Origin of the sequence: Clavibacter capsici (assembly GCF_001280205.1) — a bacterium.
Classification (GTDB): domain Bacteria; phylum Actinomycetota; class Actinomycetes; order Actinomycetales; family Microbacteriaceae; genus Clavibacter; species Clavibacter capsici.
Genome location: NZ_CP012573.1, coordinates 2443905 through 2461608, shown reverse-complemented (window position 1 = coordinate 2461608; position 17704 = coordinate 2443905). Strand labels below are relative to the sequence as shown.

19 protein-coding genes are annotated in these 17704 nt (G+C 74.2%); 12 read left to right on the top strand and 7 right to left on the bottom strand.

What is annotated here, in order from left to right; all coding sequences use genetic code 11:
- On the bottom strand, positions 1 to 147 hold the full coding sequence (locus AES38_RS15875) for a hypothetical protein (RefSeq protein ID WP_157883533.1): 147 nt from the start codon (positions 145 to 147) through the stop codon (positions 1 to 3).
- 145 nt (positions 148 to 292) lie between these two features.
- On the opposite strand from AES38_RS15875, the gene AES38_RS11495 reads away from it, so the two are divergent.
- The gene (locus AES38_RS11495) at positions 293 to 733 is read left to right on the top strand and encodes a DUF3021 domain-containing protein (RefSeq protein ID WP_053775097.1); all 441 of its coding nucleotides are present in this window, start codon (positions 293 to 295) and stop codon (positions 731 to 733) included.
- Positions 734 to 757: 24 nt separating this feature from the next.
- Here the strand turns inward: AES38_RS11495 and AES38_RS11490 are convergent, their stop codons facing one another.
- Positions 758 to 1348: a TetR/AcrR family transcriptional regulator gene (locus AES38_RS11490; RefSeq protein WP_053775096.1), complete on the bottom strand. Its 591-nt coding sequence runs from the start codon at positions 1346 to 1348 to the stop codon at positions 758 to 760.
- A 44-nt stretch (positions 1349 to 1392) separates the two neighbouring features.
- Between AES38_RS11490 and AES38_RS11485 the strand changes: the two genes are divergently transcribed.
- Positions 1393 to 2436: an NAD(P)-dependent alcohol dehydrogenase gene (locus AES38_RS11485; protein WP_053775095.1), complete on the top strand. Its 1044-nt coding sequence runs from the start codon at positions 1393 to 1395 to the stop codon at positions 2434 to 2436.
- A 7-nt stretch (positions 2437 to 2443) separates the two neighbouring features.
- Here the strand turns inward: AES38_RS11485 and AES38_RS11480 are convergent, their stop codons facing one another.
- The 3 genes from AES38_RS11480 to AES38_RS11470 are packed head-to-tail and all read right to left on the bottom strand — an operon-like array spanning position 2444 to position 5091.
- Positions 2444 to 2968: a GNAT family N-acetyltransferase gene (locus AES38_RS11480; protein ID WP_081001892.1), complete on the bottom strand. Its 525-nt coding sequence runs from the start codon at positions 2966 to 2968 to the stop codon at positions 2444 to 2446.
- A 52-nt stretch (positions 2969 to 3020) separates the two neighbouring features.
- Positions 3021 to 3605: an NAD(P)H-dependent oxidoreductase gene (locus AES38_RS11475; RefSeq protein WP_053775094.1), complete on the bottom strand. Its 585-nt coding sequence runs from the start codon at positions 3603 to 3605 to the stop codon at positions 3021 to 3023.
- Positions 3606 to 3639: 34 nt separating this feature from the next.
- Positions 3640 to 5091 carry a dihydrolipoyl dehydrogenase family protein gene (locus AES38_RS11470; RefSeq protein WP_053775093.1) on the bottom strand — a complete coding sequence of 484 codons (1452 nt, stop codon included), beginning with the start codon at positions 5089 to 5091 and terminating at the stop codon, positions 3640 to 3642.
- Between the two features lie 244 nt (positions 5092 to 5335).
- Here AES38_RS11470 and AES38_RS11465 point away from each other — a divergent pair, with 244 nt between their 5' ends.
- The 7 genes from AES38_RS11465 to AES38_RS11435 all read left to right on the top strand — a co-directional run bounded on the left by AES38_RS11465 (position 5336) and on the right by AES38_RS11435 (position 12776).
- Positions 5336 to 6487, top strand: a complete 1152-nt coding sequence (locus AES38_RS11465) for a bifunctional 2-methylcitrate synthase/citrate synthase (protein WP_081001891.1) — start codon at positions 5336 to 5338, stop codon at positions 6485 to 6487.
- An 85-nt stretch (positions 6488 to 6572) separates the two neighbouring features.
- The gene (metG, locus tag AES38_RS11460) at positions 6573 to 8150 is read left to right on the top strand and encodes a methionine--tRNA ligase (RefSeq protein ID WP_053775091.1); all 1578 of its coding nucleotides are present in this window, start codon (positions 6573 to 6575) and stop codon (positions 8148 to 8150) included.
- 71 nt (positions 8151 to 8221) lie between these two features.
- Positions 8222 to 9172 (top strand): TatD family hydrolase, encoded by a 951-nt coding sequence (locus AES38_RS11455; protein ID WP_053775090.1) that lies wholly within the window; start codon positions 8222 to 8224, stop codon positions 9170 to 9172.
- Positions 9169 to 10083, top strand: coding sequence for a 16S rRNA (adenine(1518)-N(6)/adenine(1519)-N(6))-dimethyltransferase RsmA (rsmA, locus tag AES38_RS11450; RefSeq protein ID WP_053775089.1), 915 nt, complete (start codon positions 9169 to 9171; stop codon positions 10081 to 10083). The genes AES38_RS11455 and rsmA overlap by 4 nt, the downstream gene beginning before the upstream one ends.
- Positions 10084 to 10093: 10 nt before the next feature.
- A complete protein-coding gene (locus tag AES38_RS11445; protein ID WP_053775088.1) occupies positions 10094 to 11032 on the top strand; it encodes a 4-(cytidine 5'-diphospho)-2-C-methyl-D-erythritol kinase in 939 nt (312 codons plus the stop codon).
- An 18-nt stretch (positions 11033 to 11050) separates the two neighbouring features.
- Complete coding sequence (locus tag AES38_RS11440) at positions 11051 to 11992, top strand: DMT family transporter (protein ID WP_053775087.1); 942 nt, start codon at positions 11051 to 11053, stop codon at positions 11990 to 11992.
- Positions 11993 to 12224: 232 nt separating this feature from the next.
- Positions 12225 to 12776 carry a hypothetical protein gene (locus tag AES38_RS11435; protein WP_053775086.1) on the top strand — a complete coding sequence of 184 codons (552 nt, stop codon included), beginning with the start codon at positions 12225 to 12227 and terminating at the stop codon, positions 12774 to 12776.
- A 165-nt stretch (positions 12777 to 12941) separates the two neighbouring features.
- Here the strand turns inward: AES38_RS11435 and AES38_RS11430 are convergent, their stop codons facing one another.
- Positions 12942 to 13442: a CGNR zinc finger domain-containing protein gene (locus AES38_RS11430; protein WP_081001890.1), complete on the bottom strand. Its 501-nt coding sequence runs from the start codon at positions 13440 to 13442 to the stop codon at positions 12942 to 12944.
- Between the two features lie 86 nt (positions 13443 to 13528).
- On the opposite strand from AES38_RS11430, the gene AES38_RS11425 reads away from it, so the two are divergent.
- Positions 13529 to 14389 carry an alpha/beta fold hydrolase gene (locus tag AES38_RS11425; protein ID WP_053775084.1) on the top strand — a complete coding sequence of 287 codons (861 nt, stop codon included), beginning with the start codon at positions 13529 to 13531 and terminating at the stop codon, positions 14387 to 14389.
- 12 nt (positions 14390 to 14401) lie between these two features.
- Here the strand turns inward: AES38_RS11425 and AES38_RS11420 are convergent, their stop codons facing one another.
- Complete coding sequence (locus AES38_RS11420) at positions 14402 to 16108, bottom strand: glycosyltransferase family 39 protein (protein WP_053775083.1); 1707 nt, start codon at positions 16106 to 16108, stop codon at positions 14402 to 14404.
- A gap of 55 nt (positions 16109 to 16163) precedes the next feature.
- Here AES38_RS11420 and AES38_RS11415 point away from each other — a divergent pair, with 55 nt between their 5' ends.
- Positions 16164 to 17294: a ThiF family adenylyltransferase gene (locus AES38_RS11415; RefSeq protein WP_256998887.1), complete on the top strand. Its 1131-nt coding sequence runs from the start codon at positions 16164 to 16166 to the stop codon at positions 17292 to 17294.
- A complete protein-coding gene (locus AES38_RS16115; RefSeq protein WP_210768427.1) occupies positions 17291 to 17506 on the top strand; it encodes a nucleotidyltransferase domain-containing protein in 216 nt (71 codons plus the stop codon). The genes AES38_RS11415 and AES38_RS16115 overlap by 4 nt, the downstream gene beginning before the upstream one ends.
- The last annotated feature ends 198 nt before the right edge of the window (positions 17507 to 17704 follow it).

The following is a 17704-nucleotide window of genomic DNA, read 5'->3' as shown; positions in this document are numbered from 1 at the left end:
CTAGTCGTGGTCGTGGAGGGACCCGTCGAGCGCGAGGCCCAGCGCGAGGACGGCCAGCAGGACCCCCATCACGACCGACGTGAGCATGTGCCCGGCCCGGGAGACCGCACGCGCCCCGCCGGATCGGGCGGCGGGTTGCGCGGGCATCCGGTGATGCTAGCCGGGGGCATCGGCGGGCGCCCCCGGGGATGCACATGCGGGCGGCGCACGTGCATCCGCACACGGGTGACCCCGTTTCGGAGAGTGCGATCCGGCCGCTGCCATGGTCGGATGGGGAGGACGAGGGAGAGCCATGGCACGCGCACGATCCGAGGTCGCCACGAGGCCCGCACGCCGCCCGCGCCTGCTCCTGCGCGCCGCGCTCCTCGGCGGGATCCCGTTGGTCGTCATGTCCGCGATCGGCGCCTACCTCCTCGCGGGCGGCCAGACCGCGGACGGGCGCTCGACGGTCGCGGTCGGCGTCATCGTCGCCGCGACCGCAGCCGGCTCGCTGCTCTACCAGGTGCCGGGCTGGAGCCTCCCGCGCCAGTCGGCCGCCCACTTCGCGCTCATGCTCGTGACCGTCCTCCCCGCGCTCCTCCTCAGCGGCTGGTTCCCGGTGGACACCCCGGGCGGCGTGCTCGCGGTCGTCGGGATCTTCCTCGCCACGGGCCTCGTGCTCTGGACGACGCTGTACCTCGTGATGACGGGGGTCGAGCGGAGCCGCGCGCGTCGGGCGGCCGTCCGTCCGTAGCGGCAGCGGAGCCGCTGACCCGGATCAGCCCGCCGTCGCCCCGCCCGCGCAGAGCCCGTCCCGGACGTAGGCCGCGAGCGCTCCGCGCCGTCGCGCGTGCAGGTCCGCGGCGTCGTCGTCGGTCGCGACCGTCGTGATCGAGACCTGCGCCCAGCTCGCGGCGGTCGCGATGAGCAGGGTCCACACGTCGTCGGGGTCGAGGTCCGAGCGGATCCGGCCGGCGGACTGGGCGGCGGCGATGTCGCGGACGTGCGTCGCGTCGTGCTCCTCGAGGCCCGGGTAGAGGTATCCGGTGCCGTCGCGCTCGAGGCGCTTCCACATCACCAAGCGGGCGAGCGCGGGATCCTGGAGGTAGTCGTCGTAGAGGCGGGCCGCGTAGCCCGGGAGGTCGTCGGCCGTGAAGGGGACGCGGTCGCCGTTCGCGATCACGTGCTCGGCGAACACCGCGTCGAAGAGCCGGTCCTTGGCGCCGAAGTGCGAGTACAGCATGGGCTTGCTCATGCCGGACGCCGCGGCGATGCGGTCGACGCGTGCCCCGGCGATGCCGCGGGCGGCGAACTCCTCCGTCGCGGCGTCGAGGATGCGCTGGCGCGTGCGGACGGCGGGGGCGGTCATGCGGCCACTGTACAGACCTACCAACCAGTAGGTAGGTTGGGCGCATGCGCACCACAGCCCTCCTGTCCCCGGCTTCCGGCCAGCCCGTCCGCCCGACGCCGATCGCGCGCCGCGACCTCCGACCCGACGACGTCGACGTCCGCGTCACCCACTGCGGCGTCTGCTTCTCCGACCTGCACGCCCTCGACCAGCACGGTCGCGACGACGCGCTCGTCCCCGGCCACGAGTTCGTGGGGGAGGTGGTGGCCGTCGGATGCGCCGTCACGGCCTTCGCGCCCGGCGACTCGGTCGCGGTCGGCAACATCGTCGACTCGTGCGGCGTCTGCGCCATGTGCCGCGCCGGCCACGAGAACATGTGCGTCGAGTTCCCCACCCTCACCTACGGCGGCCGCGACCGCGTCGACGGATCCACGACGCGCGGAGGCTGGTCCGGCCGCTACGTGGTCCGGGAGCCCTTCGTCTACCGGCGCCCGGCGTCCCTGGATCCGGCCGCCGTCGCGCCGCTCATGTGCGCGGGCGTCACGGTCTGGGAGCCGCTGCGGGCAGCCGGCGTCGGACCCGGCACGCGCCTCGGCGTCGTCGGCCTCGGCGGTCTCGGCCATCTCGCGGTGCGGCTGGGGCGGGCGCTCGGCGCGGAGGTGACCGTCTTCACGACGAGCGCGGCCAAAGCCGCGGATGCCGAGCGCCTGGGCGCCGCGCGGGTGGTCGTCTCCACGGACGCCGAGGCGATGGCCCGGGCCGGGTCCACCCTCGACCTCGTGCTCGACACGGTGTCCGTCGCGCACGACCTCGGCCCGTACCTCCGCGTGCTCGACCTCGACGGCACGCTCTGCGTGCTCGGCTTCCTGGGCCCGCTGGGTGTCCAGGCGATGGACCTGCTCACGGGCCGCCGTCGTCTCGCGTCCTCCGGCAGCGCAGGGCGTCCCGCGACGCAGGACCTGCTCGACTTCTGCGGCGAGCACGGGATCACCGCCGACGTGGAGGTGATGCCCGCCGCCGAGGTGGGCACGGCGATGGACCGGCTCCGCCGCAACGACGTGCGCTACCGCTTCGTGCTCGACATGGCGGGGATCGACGACGGGATCTGAGCGCGCGTCAGAGCCGGACGACGCGGTATGTCTCGTCGACCGCGAACCCCGCTCGCGCGTAGAGGGGGATCGCGCGCGGGCTCGAGTGCACGCGCACGTAGCGGCAGCCCGCGGCGCGGGCGTCGTCGAGCAGCGCCGCCACCAGCCGGGAGCCGGTCCCGGACCCGCGCAGCTCGGGGATGACGTAGACGGACTGGACGTCGCCCGCGACGCGGCTCAGGTCGTCCGGCGTGGGCGGCCGATCCGTGAGCGCGAGCCAGGCCAGGCCCACGACGACGCCGTCCCTCTCGGCGACGTGGCACCGGTGCGAGCGCGGGTGCGCGGCGGCGAAGGCCGCGGTCGCGGCGACGTAGCCCGCGGGATCCGTCGCCGGCGCCACGCCGCCCTCGTCGACGGACCACCGCCAGCGCAGCTCCGCCACCGCCGGCATGTCCGCGGCGCCGGCGGCGCGGATCACGACTCCGGCGGCATCGGGACGGGAGCCGGAGGCGTCGCGCGGTCGGTCGGGGAGCGGATCGGCGGTGGCGGTCATGCCCCGACGCTAGGCGACGCGGGGCGACGGGTGCGGAGGAGGGCCCGCGGGGTCAGCCGACCGCCGCGACGACCTCGGCCACGGCCCGCTCGACCTCGGCGCCCACGGCGTCCCGGTCGCCCGACTCGGAGTCGTGCACGAAGGCCAGGGCGCCGTGGCGCGCGCCGCAGTAGTCGAGGATCCCGTGGCCGATCTGCGTCTGGAACGCGGAGAGGTACCCGTGCCGCGCGAAGGACGCGCGGCCGAAGCCGGAGACGGGCACGAGGTGCACGGTGAGGCGCTGGAGCCGCTTGTCGATGCGCCCGTCGTCGTCGATGTCGAACGCCCAGCCGCCGATGAAGGTGCGGTCGATCCAGCCCTTGAGCAGCGCCGGCATCGACCACCACCACACGGGGAAGACGAGCACGACGTGGTCCACGGCGTCGAGGCGCGCCTGCTCGGCGACGACGTCCGCGGGGGCTGGCGCGTCGCCGGCGTACGTCCGCCGGTCGGCCATCCCGAAGACCGGGTCGAAGCCCTCCTGCGCGAGGTGCGCGGTCGTGACGCCGGATCCGCCGAGCGCGGCCTCGAGACGGCGGGCGACCTCGTGGGTGAGGGAGTCGGGGTCGGGGTGGGCGGTGACGATGAGCGCGGTCATGGATCCATCCGACCACGCACGACCGACCGTCGCCTCAGTCGAGCTCGCCCGCGCGGTCGTCCTCCTGCAGGAGCCGGCGCGCCGCGATCCCGATGATGGCGCTGTACGTCGGGTACGCGAACCGCACGTGCGCGAGGGTCGCGACGTCGACGCCCGCGGCCATCGCGGTGGTGACCGACTGGATCACCTCGACCGCGTTCTCGCCCACGGCGTGCGCGCCGAGGATCAGCTCGCGGCGACGGTCGGCGATGAGCAGCAGGAAGCCGGCCTCGCGGTCGTCGATCACGGCGCGGTCCACCTCGGCGAACGGCACCCGGGCGACCACGCACGCCTCGTCGCGCTCGCGCGCCTCCGCCTGCGTGAGGCCGACGCCCGCGTAGTCGGGGTCGGTGAAGCCGCCGGCCGGGAGGAGCTGCAGCGGGATCCGCCGGTTGACGCCCAGCACCGCGTTCTCGGCCGCGGCCTCGCCCTCCGACTGCGCCGCCTGCACGAGCATGTCCTTGCCGTTGGCGTCGCCCACCGCGAGGATGTGCGGCACGCGCGTGCGGAGGTAGCGGTCGACCGGGATCGCCGAGCGCTCCACCTCCAGCCCTGCGTGCTCGAGCCCCAGGTCCTCGACGTCGGCGGGCCAGCCGGTGGCCATGATCACCGCGTCGAAGCTGGAGGACTGCGGGCGGTCGCCGTCGCGCCAGAGCAGGGTGATGGATCCGTCGCCCGTCCTCGTCAGCCCCGTCACCGTGTCGATGCCCGTGTGCACGCGCACGCCCTGCGCGCGGAACGCCTCGGACACGGCCTCGGAGATCGCCTCGTCCGACGCGGTGAGCACGCGCGGCGCGACGTCGAGCAGCGTGACCTCGGAGCCGAACGAGCGGAACACGGTCACGAGCTGCGCGCCCGTGTTGCCCGCGCCGATGACCGCCAGCCGCCGGGGGATCTCGGGCAGCGCGAGCACGTCCTCGGGCACGGTCGCGAGCTCCGCGCCGGGCACGGGCAGGCGGCGCGAGTGGCCGCCGACGCACACGATGATGGAGCCCGCGGTGATCCGCCGGCCGCTGTCGAGCTCGAGCGTGCGGTCGTCGACGAAGCGCGCGCGGCCCTCGTGGACCAGCGTCACGCCCGCCGCCTCGAACCGCGCGGCCTCGTCCTTGAGCGAGCGCACGCGGTCGACCTGCTCGTGCACGCGCGCGACGATCGACGGCCAGTGCGGGGTCGGCTCGCCCACGCCGATCCCGTTCTCTCCCGCGGACCGCACCTCGCGGACGAGCCGCGCGGTCTTCGCGAGCACGCGCGTGGGCACGCACCCGGTGTTGACGCACGTGCCGCCGACGCGGCCGGCCTCGAGCACCACGACGGACGCGCCCAGCTCGGCCGCGCGGAGGGCGGCGGCGGTTCCCGCGGGGCCGGCGCCGATGACCGCCACGTCGTAGCGGTCGGGCTCGGTCGCGGTGTCGGCGGCGGGATCGGCGTGGTCGTTGCTCTCGGGCATGGCGTCCTCCGGGTCGGCGCGGCTGCGCGGGCGGCGCCTCGGGTGCGCCTGATCGAGAGGCTACCGAGCGGATCCCGCGGCGTCCGGCGCATGGAGGCGCCCGTCAGCCTCGACCCCTCCCCACCTCGCCCCGGCGTGCGGGGTCCGCGGTCGCCGACGACCCTCGCCCCCGCGCCACCCGCCCCGATACAGTGACGATCGCACCCCGAGGCGACCCGATCCGCCCCACCACAGCGGGTGCGGCATGCCGCGAAGGAGCACCATGACCGACATCCGCAAGGGCCTCGCCGGGGTAGTGGTCGACACGACCCGCATCAGCAAGGTCGAGCCGGCCACCAACTCCCTCCTCTACCGCGGGTACCCGGTGCAGGAGCTCGCGGCCGAGTGCTCCTTCGAGCAGGTCGCGTACCTCCTCTGGCACGGCGAGCTGCCGACCGACGAGGAGCTCGCGCACTTCGAGGCCCAGGAGCGCGCGGAGCGGCAGCCCGCCGAGGCCGTGCTGCGGATCGTCGACGCGCTGCCCGTCGACGCGCACCCCATGGACGTGCTGCGCACCGCGGTCAGCGCGATCGGCGCCGCGGATCCGACGCCCGACGACCACTCGGCCGACGCGGACCTCGAGCGATCCGTGCGGCTCCTCGCCCAGATCCCCGTCCTCATCGCCTACGACCAGCGCCGCCGCCAGGGCCTCGCCCCGGTCGAGCCGCGCGACGACCTCGGCCTCGCCGAGAACCTGCTCCTCATGGTGCACGGCGAGCGCCCCACCGAGGCCGACGCGAAGGCCATGGAGGTCTCGCTGATCCTGTACGCCGAGCACTCCTTCAACGCGTCCACCTTCACGGCCCGCGTCATCACCTCGACCCTCGCCGACCTGCACTCCGCGGTCACGGGCGCGATCGGCGCGCTCAAGGGCCGGCTGCACGGCGGCGCGAACGAGGCCGTGCTCGAGACGCTCGACGAGATCGGCGACGCGTCGCGCGTGGAGGCCTGGCTCGACGAGGCGCTCGCCGCGAAGCGCAAGGTCATGGGCTTCGGCCACCGCGTCTACCGCGCGGGCGACTCGCGCGTGCCCACCATGAAGCAGGCGCTCGACGAACTCGTCGCCGTGCGCGTGGAGGCCGGCGGCGAGGCGGGGGACTCCGCCCGCCGCACGATGGAGCTGTACGACGCGCTCGAGCGCGGCATGGCCGAGCGCACGGGGATCCTGCCCAACCTCGACTACCCGTCCGGCCCCGCCTACGCGCTCCTCGGCTTCGAGACCCGCGCGTTCACGCCGCTGTTCGTCGCCGCGCGCGTGGTCGGCTGGACCGCGCACATCGTGGAGCAGCGGGCGGCGAACTCGCTGATCCGGCCGCTCTCCGAGTACGACGGACCCGCCGAGCGCCACCTGTCCTGACCGCCGCCGGAGCCGCTCGGCCACCCGCCCGCCGGCCCCGGTCACACGGCCGGGAGCGCTCCCGCCGATCGTTAGGATGGAGCCCATGTCCCGCGGCGAGCCCTTCTACATCACCACGCCGATCTTCTACGTGAACGACGTCCCGCACATCGGGCACGCGTACACCGAGGTCGCCGCCGACGTCCTCGCCCGCTGGCACCGCCAGCGCGGCGACGACACCTGGTTCCTCACGGGCACCGACGAGCACGGGCAGAAGATCCTCCGCACCGCCACCGCGCACGAGACCACCCCGCAGGCCTGGGCCGACCGCCTCGTCACGGAGAGCTGGCAGCCGCTGCTGGAGGCCGTCGACATCTCCAACGACGACTTCATCCGCACCACCGACGCCCGCCACGAGGAGTCCGTCAAGGTCTTCCTGCAGCGCCTGCACGACGCCGGGTACATCTACACGGGCGAGTACAAGGGCTACTACTGCGTCGGCTGCGAGGAGTACAAGCAGCCGTCCGACCTCCTCGAGGGCACGGGTCCGTTCGAGGGCCAGCTCGTCTGCGCCATCCACTCGAAGCCCGTCGAGCTGCTGGAGGAGAAGAACTACTTCTTCCGCATGAGCGACTTCGGCGAGCGGCTCCTCGCGTTCTACGAGGAGCGCCCCGACTTCATCCAGCCGGAGAGCGCCCGCAACGAGATCCTCTCGTTCGTCCGCCGGGGACTCGAGGACCTGTCGATCTCGCGCTCCAGCTTCGACTGGGGCATCCCCATCCCGTGGGACGAGAGCCACGTCGTCTACGTGTGGTTCGAGGCGCTCATGAACTACGTCACGGCCATCGGCTACGGCGTCGACGACGAGAAGTTCCGCCGCCGCTGGCCCGCCACGCACCTGGTGGGCAAGGACATCCTCCGGTTCCACGCGGTCATCTGGCCCGCCATGCTCATGGCGCTCGGCGAGGAGCCGCCCCGTCGCGTCTTCGGCCACGGCTGGCTGCTCGTCGGCGGCGAGAAGATGTCGAAGTCGAAGCTCACGGGCATCGTGCCGCAGACCATCACCGACACCTTCGGCATCGACGCGTTCCGCTACCACTTCATGCGCGCCTTCGCCTTCGGGCAGGACGGCTCGTTCAGCTGGGAGGACCTCAGCGCCCGGTACCAGGCCGAGCTCGCCAACGGCTTCGGCAACCTCTCCTCCCGCGTGATCGCCATGGTCGGCCGCTACTTCGACGGCCGGATCCCCGAGGCGAACGAGACCACCGAGGCCGACGAGCGCGTGCTGTCCGTCGCGCGCGCCGCCGTCTCCACCGCCGACGAGGCCATCGAGCGGCTCGCGATCCACGAGGCGCTCGCCGCCGTGTGGACCCTCGTCGACGAGCTCAACGGCTACATCACGAGCCAGGAGCCCTGGGCCCTCGCGAAGAGGGACGAGGACCGCGCGCGCCTCGAGACCGTGCTCCACACGGCGGTCCGCGGGCTCGGCACGCTCGCCGTGCTGCTCGCGCCCGTGCTTCCCGGCGCCACCGCCAAGCTCTGGACCGCGCTCGGCGGCACCGGCACGGTCGGCCAGCAGCGCATCGACCTCGCCGACGAGTGGACCGGATCCGGCACCGTCACCCCGCTCGAGGCGCCGCTGTTCCCGCGCATCGAGCAGGAGCCGGCGACGCCCGCCGCCTGAGCCCGTCGCCCGCCGTCCGGGTGCCGCGGCCCGTCCGGGTGCGGCACCCGCCCGTCGGTAGAGTGAGCGCGATGCCCGATTCGAACTACGTGCGCCAGCGCGACACCACCGCGGTCCACGGCCAGACGCGCGACCTCACGTACCCGCCGCTGCCCGAGGCGCTGACGGTCCCCGTCTACGACAACCACACGCACCTCGAGATCGCGGACGGCGAGTCGCCCATCGACTTCACCGAGCACCTCGACCGCGCGAGCTCGGTCGGCGTCCGCGGCGTGATCCAGGTGGGCGGCGACCTCGAGACCTCCCGCTGGTCGGCCGAGACCGCCGCGCACGAGCCGCGCATGCTCGCGGCCGTCGCGATCCACCCGAACGAGGCCCCGGTCTACGAGGAGGCGGGCACGCTCGACGACGCGCTGGCCGAGATCCACGAGCTGGCCGGACGCCCGCGCGTGCGCGCCGTCGGCGAGACCGGCCTCGACTTCTTCCGCACGGGCGAGGAGGGCCGCGCGGCCCAGCAGCGCTCGTTCGAGGAGCACATCCGCATCGCCAAGGAGCGCGGCATCGCCCTCCAGATCCACGACCGCGACGCGCACGACGAGGTCGTCTCCACGCTGCTGCGCGTCGGCGCCCCCGAGCGCACCGTCTTCCACTGCTTCTCGGGAGATGAGGACCTCGCCCGGATCTGCGCCGAGAACGGCTGGTACATGTCGTTCTCCGGCACGGTCACCTTCAAGAACGCGGTCGACCTGCGCGAGGCGCTCGCCTTCGCGCCGCGCTCGCTGCTGCTGGTGGAGACGGATGCGCCGTTCCTCACGCCCGTGCCGTTCCGCGGCCGGCCGAACGCGCCGTACCTCATCCCGCACACCCTCCGCGCGATGGCCGCGCACCTCGGCACCGACGTGTCGATGCTCGCCGCGCAGATCTCCTCCAACACGGAGCTCGTCTACGGGCGCTGGGACGACGAGCCCGTCACGTCGCCGGCCAAGGACCCCGCCGAGGTCGACCCGGCGGGCCGCGCGTGAGCGACGAGACGGCACCCGCCGCGCCCGCTCCCGCCGCGGCGCCCACGCTCCTCGGCCCCGCCGAGATCCGCGACCTCGCCGAGCTGCTCGGCGTCGCGCCCACCAAGAAGCTCGGCCAGAACTTCGTCATCGACGCGAACACCGTGCGCCGCATCGTCCGGGTCGCGGGCGTCGAGGCCGGCACGCACGTGGTCGAGGTCGGGCCCGGCCTCGGATCCCTCACCCTCGGCCTCCTGGAGACCGGCGCGAGCGTCGTCGCGGTGGAGATCGACGGCCGGCTCGCCGAGCAGCTGCCCATCACCGTGGGCCTGTACCAGCCGGACGCCGCGCTCACCGTGGTACACGAGGACGCGCTGCGCGTCGCCGAGCTGCCCGGGGATCCCACCGCGCTCGTCGCGAACCTGCCCTACAACGTCTCCGTGCCCGTGCTGCTGCACCTGCTCGAGCACTTCCCGTCGATCCGCACGGGCGTCGTCATGGTGCAGGCCGAGGTCGGCCACCGCATCGCCGCGGCGCCGGGCTCCAAGGTCTACGGATCCCCGAGCGTCAAGGCGGCCTGGTACGGCGCGTGGCGCACGGCCGGCCAGGTCAGCCGCCAGGTGTTCTGGCCGGTGCCGAACGTCGACTCCGTCCTCGTCGCGTTCGAGCGGCACGCGGAGCCGTACGCCTCGGAGGAGCTGCGCGTCCGCACGTTCCGGATCGTCGACGCGGCCTTCCAGCAGCGCCGCAAGATGCTGCGCCAGGCGCTCGCCGAGCTGCTCGGCGGGAGCGAGGCGGCGTCCGCGCTCCTGGAGGCCGGAGGGGTCGCCCCCACTTCGCGGGGCGAGCAGCTGGGCGTCGACGACTACCTCCGCGTGGCCCGTGCCTGGGCCGATCGGGAGGGTGACGGAGAGGCTCCCAGCCTCCGCTAGGTTGGAGCACATGACCTCCGCGGCCACCACCTCCGACGTGGTGCACGCGCGGGCCCCCGGCAAGATCAACGTCTCGCTCACGGTCGGCGCCCTCCAGGAGGACGGCTACCACGACGTCGCCACGGCCTACCAGGCGGTGAGCCTGTACGAGGACGTGTGGGCCACGAAGGCGGACGGGTTCTCGGTCGAGTTCGGCGGATCCATCGACACGTCGCACCTCACGGTCGGCGCCGACAACCTCGCCGTGCGCGCGGCCCGGCTCCTCGCCCGGAGCACCGGCTACCGCGGCGGCGTGCACCTGCGGATCGAGAAGAACGTGCCCATCGCGGGCGGCATGGGCGGGGGATCCGCGGACGCCGCGGCCACCCTCCTCGCCTGCGACGCGCTCTGGGGCACCGAGCGCACCCGCGACCAGCTGCTCGCCCTCGGCGCGGAGCTCGGCGCCGACGTGCCGTTCGCGCTCGCCGGCGGCACCGCCATCGGCACCGGCCGCGGCGACCGGCTCAGCCCCGCTCTCGCCAAGGGCACCTTCCAGTGGGTGCTCGCCATCGCCGAGTTCGGCGTCTCCACGCCCGACGTCTACGGCGAGCTCGACAAGCACCGCGAGCGCCACGCGCAGGACATCTTCCCGGCCCAGCAGGTCCCGCAGGTCGACTCGGGCGTGCTGCAGGCGCTGCGGGCGGGGGATCCGCACATGCTCGCCGAGGTCCTCCACAACGACCTCCAGGCGCCCGCCCTCCACCTCGCGCCCGGCCTCGGCGAGGTGCTGCAGCTCGGCGAGGAGAACGGCGCGCTCGCGGGCATCGTCTCGGGATCCGGGCCTACGGTCGCGTTCCTCGCGGCCGACCTCGACAGCGCGCTCGAGCTGCAGATCGCGCTGAGCGCCGCCCGCCTCACGGTCATCCGCGCCACGGGGCCCGTGCACGGCGCCCGCATCATCACCGGCTGAGCCGGCCCGCTCCACCCCATGCGCACGATGCTGCCCCGCGCCGTCCGGCCGACGCGCCCCGAGTGGGCGCTCATCGGCATCACGGCGATCTGGGGCGGCACGTTCCTCGCGGTGCACGTGGCGATGGAGCACAGCGGGCCGCTCTTCTTCGTGGGGCTGCGCTTCCTCGCGGCCGGGCTGATCAGCGCCATCGTCTTCCGGCGGACGCTCGGCGGCATGCGCCGGGTCGACCTCGGCGCGGGCGCGGCCATCGGCGTCATGATCTTCCTCGGCTACGGCCTCCAGACGTACGGCCTGCAGACCATCCCGAGCAGCACGTCGGCCTTCATCACCGCGCTCTACGTGCCGCTCGTGCCGCTGCTCCAGTGGGCCGCGTTCCGGAGGCGGCCGAGCGCTCTCGCCCTGGTCGGGGTGGCGCTCGCGTTCGTCGGGCTGCTGCTCGTCGCGGGTCCGCAGGAGGGCGTGGCGTTGGGGACGGGGGAGCTGGCGACGCTCGTCAGCACGCTCCCGATCGCCGCGGAGATCATCCTCATCGGCCTCTTCGCGGGTCGCGTCGACGTGGGGCGGGTGACCGTGGTGCAGCTCCTCGTGGCCGGCGCCCTCGCCCTCGTGTGCATGCCCGTGGCGGGCGAGGCGATCCCGGCGTTCTCGTGGGTGTGGCTCGTGGCGGCGCTGGCGCTGGGGGCGAGCAGCTGCCTCATCCAGCTCACGATGAACTGGGCGCAGCGCTCCGTCTCGCCCACGCGCGCGACGATCATCTACGCGGGCGAGCCGGTCTGGGCGGGCGTCGTCGGTCGCGTGGCGGGTGAGCGGCTGCCCGCGCTGGCGATCCTCGGCGCGGCGCTCATCGTCGCCGGCACGCTGGTCAGCGAGCTGCGGCCGCGGGCGGCGCGGGCGGCGGATGCGGGCGACGAGGGGCGCGGGACCGGGGTGGGCGAGGGTCACCGCACCGGGGCCTGAGCGGCGGGCGGTCCGCCGCCCGCGGACGCCGGGACGCCGGGACGCCGGGACGCGGGGACGCGGGGACGCGGGGACGCGGGGACGCGGGGACGCGGGGACGCGGGGACGCGGGGACGCGGGGACGCGGGGACGCGGGCGTGCCTGTGAGCACGCCGGACGCGGGGAGCGGCGGCTCGCCTAGCCTCCCCGTACGCATCCGCTCGTCCCCCCATCCGCACACCCTGGAGGATCCATGCACATCGTCATCCGCACCGCGGCCGCGGCCGCCATCGCCCTCACCGGCGGCCTGTCCCTCGGACTCGCCGCGCCCACCACCGCCCACGCCGCCCCGCACGCGGCCACGTCCGTCGCCCACCGCGCTCCGGCAGCGTCCGCGGATCCGAACGCCCGCGTCGCGTTGCCGGCACCCGTCCGCCTCACGGGACCCGACGACGGAACGGACCAGCTCACCGTCCAGGTGTCGCAGCGGGCAACCTGCGTCGGCACGACCAAGTGCGTCGCCTTCCGCGGCACCGGCGTCCCCGACCAGACCGTGGTCGTCACGTACCAGGTCACCAAGGACCCGCTGTACTCCAACCGCGGGGCGGCCGGCTTCGCCACCGTCTCCAAGCGCGTGCACGTGGACGGCACGGGCGACTGGTCGCTGACGACCGACTTCTCGAACCCCGTCATCACGAAGGACGCCGCCGGTCACCGGGAGCTCGACTACCACGTGGTCCAGTCGAAGGACGTCACCACGCTGCAGGCCACCGCGCGGTTCGCGGGCAGCATCCCGCTCCGCTGATCGTCCCCGCGGCGCCCGAGCGGGCTGACGTCACCGTCGGTCCGGTCGGGGACCGCACATGATCCGCCCGCTCCACCACGAGGGGCCCGACGCCACGGCGCCGGGCCCCTCGTGCGTGCTCGAGCCGGTGCCGGCCGCGAGGCCGGCGCCCGGCCGGTGCCCGGATCAGCGCGTCCGCTGGGCGTGCGCGCGCGCCTTCATCCGGTTGCCGCACGTGGACATGGAGCACCACCTCGCCGTGCCCGGGCGGCTGTGGTCGACGAGGAACAGCTCGCACTCGTCGTTCGCGCACGGGCGGAGGCGGCCGGGCAGCCGGGCGGCGACGCTCGACCAGGCGAGCACGGCCTCCACCGGGAGCCGATCGTCGCGGGGCGCGGAGAGCTCCCAGGCCACGCCGTCGGCGGACACGCGCGGCGTGCGCACCGCACCGTCGACGACGGCCGCGAGCTCCTCGACGGCGGCGGGTGCCGCGCCGCCCCCGCGGACGACGGCCTGGATCGCATCGCGTGCGCGCCGGAGTCGCTCGAGCTCGGCGGCGGTGCCGGTGCCGCCCCAGGTGCGCGCGAGCTGGCGGCCGGATGCGCCAGACAGTCGGTCCTCGCGCCGTGCGTCGACCACCGGCGCGCTGTTCAGCACGGCCAGCAGCAGCTCCTCGTCGCGGTCCACCGCTCCTCGATCCTCCGCGCCCGGGTGGCGCGATGGATCCATGCTACCGTCCTGCTAACCACCAAAACAACTCAAAGGGGTTAGCCATGGCCACCGTCCACCACCGCACCGTCTCGATCGACGGGCTCGACGTCTTCTGGCGCGAGGCCGGACCGGTCGACGCGCCCGTGCTCCTGCTCCTGCACGGCTACCCGTCGAGCTCGCACATGTTCCGGCACCTGATCCCCGCGCTCGCGGGCCGCTTCCGTGTCATCGCGCCGGATCACCTCGGGTTCGGGCGCTCGTCGGCGCCGTCCGTCGACGACGTCGAGTGCACGTTCGCCGCGCTCGCCGACATGACCGGCCGCTTCCTCGCCGCCATCGGGGTGTCCCGGTACGCGATCTACGTGCAGGACTACGGCGCCCCCGTCGGCTGGCGCCTGGCGCTCGCCGATCCGGCCGCGGTCACGGGCGTCATCACGCAGAACGGGAACGCCTACGAGGAGGGCTTCGTGCCGTCGTTCTGGGATCCGATCTGGGCCGACGCCGCCGAGCGCACCGACGCCACGCGCGACGCCCTCCGCCCGGCCCTCGGTCGCGCGGCGGTCGAGTGGCAGTACACGCACGGCGTGCCGGACCCGTCGGTGGTGGATCCGGACGCCTGGGAGCACGACCTCGCGCTCCTCGCCCGGCCGGGCCAGGACGACGTGCAGCTCGCGCTCTTCCGCGACTACGCGACCAACCGGGAGCTGTACCCCGCGGTGCACGCGTGGCTCCGGGAGTCCCGGGTGCCGCTGCTCGCGATCTGGGGACGGAACGACGAGATCTTCGCGGCGGCGGGAGCGGAGGCGTTCCGTCGGGATGCGCCGCACGCGCGCATCGAGCTGGTCGACGGCGGGCACTTCCTGCTCGAGTCGCACCTCGACCTCGTGGTCCGGACGATCGGCGAGTGGCAGGACGCCATGTGAGACGCGCCCGGATCAGCCCGCGGCGACCCGCTCGTACCGCTCGACGTTCGCGTTCATCACGTGCCAGTCGTCGGTCTTGGCGAAGCCGCGCGGGGTGAGGGCCTCAGCCACGTCGTCCCGGATGTCCTGCTTGTCGCTCGTGACCAGCCAGACCACGTCGGCGCCGTCGACCTCGTCGACGCGGTCGGCCAGCGGGTACGTCTCCTCCCAGAGGCCGTCGGTGTCGCCGGGCGGGGTGCGCAGCAGGATGTCGTCCATGCCGCGGAACGCGTCGGGGTAGGAGTACGCGACGATGCGCGAGGTGGCCTTCGGGTGCCGGCGCACGGGACCGAAGATCACGGCCTCCGTGGTGCCGGGCGCCTCCTGCGCGCGCTCCTCGGACACGATCCGCGCGATGGCGGCCCAGTCGGAGTCGGCCTTCCGGGTGGTCGTGCGGTCGTGCACGAGCTGCATCACCGAGAGCGCCACGAGCACGGCCGTCACCGCGGCGACGAGCGGCTTCCACTTCAGTGCGAGGATCCCGACCGCCATGAGCATCGCGAAGGCGGGCGCCGTGTACGCCATGTAGCGCGGCGAGTACAGCGGCGACATGAGCGTGGATGCGCCGATGAGCAGCAGCGTCGGCACGACGCACCAGACGACCGCGAGCTGCAGGATCGTCGGCGACCACCCGGCGTGGAGGTACGCCGACTCGTACTCGGCGAGGGCGCCCTCCGGCTCCACGCGCGACGCGCGGCGGGCGCGCACCAGGCGGATCCCGCGGCGCACCAGCAGCGCGAGGCCCACGAGCGCCAGCGCCCAGGCGAGGAAGCCGAAGACGTCGTTCTGGTAGAAGAGCTGCGTCGAGAGCACCTGCAGGACGGTGTTCGGGCCGATGGGCTTGATCCACCCGACCTGGCCCGACTGCTCCGTCACCACGCGCACGAGCGGCAGCGACAGCAGACCTGCCGTGATCGAGGCGAGCGCCCAGCCGAGCAGCGACACGACCATGGGGCGCCGGCTGCGGCGGCCGGCGCGCGCGGAGGCGATGGCCCAGAGGATCACGACGCCGTGCGCGCCGACGAGCAGCGCCAGGTACACGAACGTGGACGCGCCGAGCCACGCGAGCAGCCCGTAGAGCGCCCACCACCTGGCCTGCACCTGCCAGCGCGCGCCGGCCCGGCGGGCCGCGAGCACCAGCGTGATGGTGAGCGCGACGGCGATCAGGGTGCCGAGCGCGAAGGATCGGCCCTCCGTGCCCATCCAGGCCGAGCGCGGGATCACGACGAAGGCCAGCCCCGCGACGACGCCCGTCGCGCGCGTGGAGACCGTGCGGGTGAGCAGCACCACGCCCGCCGCGGCGAGGCCGATGAACACGGCGCTCGGGAACCGGAGCGAGGTGGGGGAGTAGCCGACCAGCTCGAACCACACCTTCATGCCCGCGTAGTAGAGGCCGTGGACGGCGTCGACCGTGCTGAGCTCACGGAGGAGGTCGTCCCAGCCGCGGGTGGCGGAGATCACGGTGGCGGCCTCGTCGTACCAGACGGAGGGCGCGCCGGCGAGGGGGAGCGCGAGCAGGAAGCCGAGGAGCCCGATGAGCCAGGCGTCGCCCCAGCGGCGGTGGTGGAAGCGGCCGAGGGGGCCCGAGGGACGCCCGCCGCGGGGACCGTCGGCGGGCCGTCGTACGCTGGGTCCGGTCGACGCGGGTCCGCGTCCGCCGTCCGTACGGAGGTCTGTCATGGGGTCGTCTCTGCCGCTCGTCGATCTGGACGGCACGCACCCCGGAGGGCGGGGCCTGGGTGGTCATGGCTCCGGGCAGGATGCGCACGAGCGGCGCGAACGGCACTCCCGGCACCTCGCCCTTCCCGGCATCGGGATGGGGGGTCAGTCCCGCATCGACCAGGCGCGCGTGCTCGTGATCGGCGCGGGCGGACTGGGCTCCCCGGTGCTGCAGTACTTGGCCGCAGCGGGGATCGGGACCCTCGGAATCGTAGACGACGATGCTGTGGACCTCTCCAACCTCCAGCGCCAGACCATCCACGGCACGCCCGACGTCGGCCGGCCGAAGACCTCGTCAGCGGCGGATTCCGTGCACCGCACCGACCCCGGCATCGAGGTCGTGGAGCACGCCGAGCGGCTCACCAACGACAACGCCCTCCGGATCCTCGGCGGATACGACGTGGTCGTCGACGCCACCGACAACTTCGCCACGCGGTACCTCATCAGCGACGCCGCCGCGCTCGTCGGCGTGCCGTGCGTGTGGGGATCCGTGTACCGGTGGGACGCGCAGGTCACCGTCTTCTGGGATGCCGCGCCCGATGGCCGCGGCATCGACTACCGCGACGTGTTCCCGGAGCCGCCGGCCGACGGCGCCGTGCTCTCCTGCGAGGAGGCGGGCGTGTTCGGCGCGGTGTGCGGCACGGTCGGGGCGCTCATGGCGACCGAGGTCATCAAGCTCGTCACGGGAGCGGGGACGCCGCTGATCGGCCGGGTCGTCGTGCTCGACGCGCTCGCCGGCACCAGCCGCACCATCGGCGTGAAGCGCGCGAAGGGCCGCCAGCGGGTCACAGCGCTCGCCGACTACGACCTGTTCTGCGGCGTGGGCGCGGCCACCGACGGCACCGAGCTCGACGCGGAGGAGGTGGAGCGGATCCTCGCCTCCGACGAGCAGGTCGTCCTCCTCGACGTGCGCGAGCCCGACGAGCGCCTCGTCGACTCCATCCCCGGCCACGTCGCGGTGCCGGTGCGCATCGTCACGGTGGACCCGGGCGCGGTGCCGGGGGAGACCACCGACCGCGTCATCGTCTACTGCGCCTCGGGCGTGCGCTCGCGGGCGGCCGCGGCGGCGCTCCGCGAGGCCGGGCGCGACGCGGTGAGCCTGCGCGGCGGGATCCGGTCGTGGCGGAGCGTGGCGGGGCGGGCGTGACGGACCCCGCCGACGCGGGTCCCGTCCTCGGGCTCGACGACGCCGCGTTCCTCGAGCACGTGGCCGACGTGCTCGCCGCGGTGCCGGGCGTGCGGGGCGTGGCGCTCGGCGGATCGCGCGCGCAGGGCGCCTCCCGCCCCGGCAGCGACTGGGACATGGCCGTCCACTACCGCGGGTCCTTCGACCCCGACGCCCTGCGCGCCCGGCGCTGACGCTGCACTACGCCCGCGAGGGCCACGCCCGCCACGGCCGGGTCGCCCAGTGCGCCGGGCTCCTCGCGGAGGCGTCGTGCCAGGCGGCGCACGCGATCCTCGCGCACCGCGCCGAGTGGGTCACCAACGAGAAGCAGCTGCTGACCCGCGCGGGTCTCCGCGGGGTCGACGCGATCGTGGCGGGGCTCGGGGCGGAAC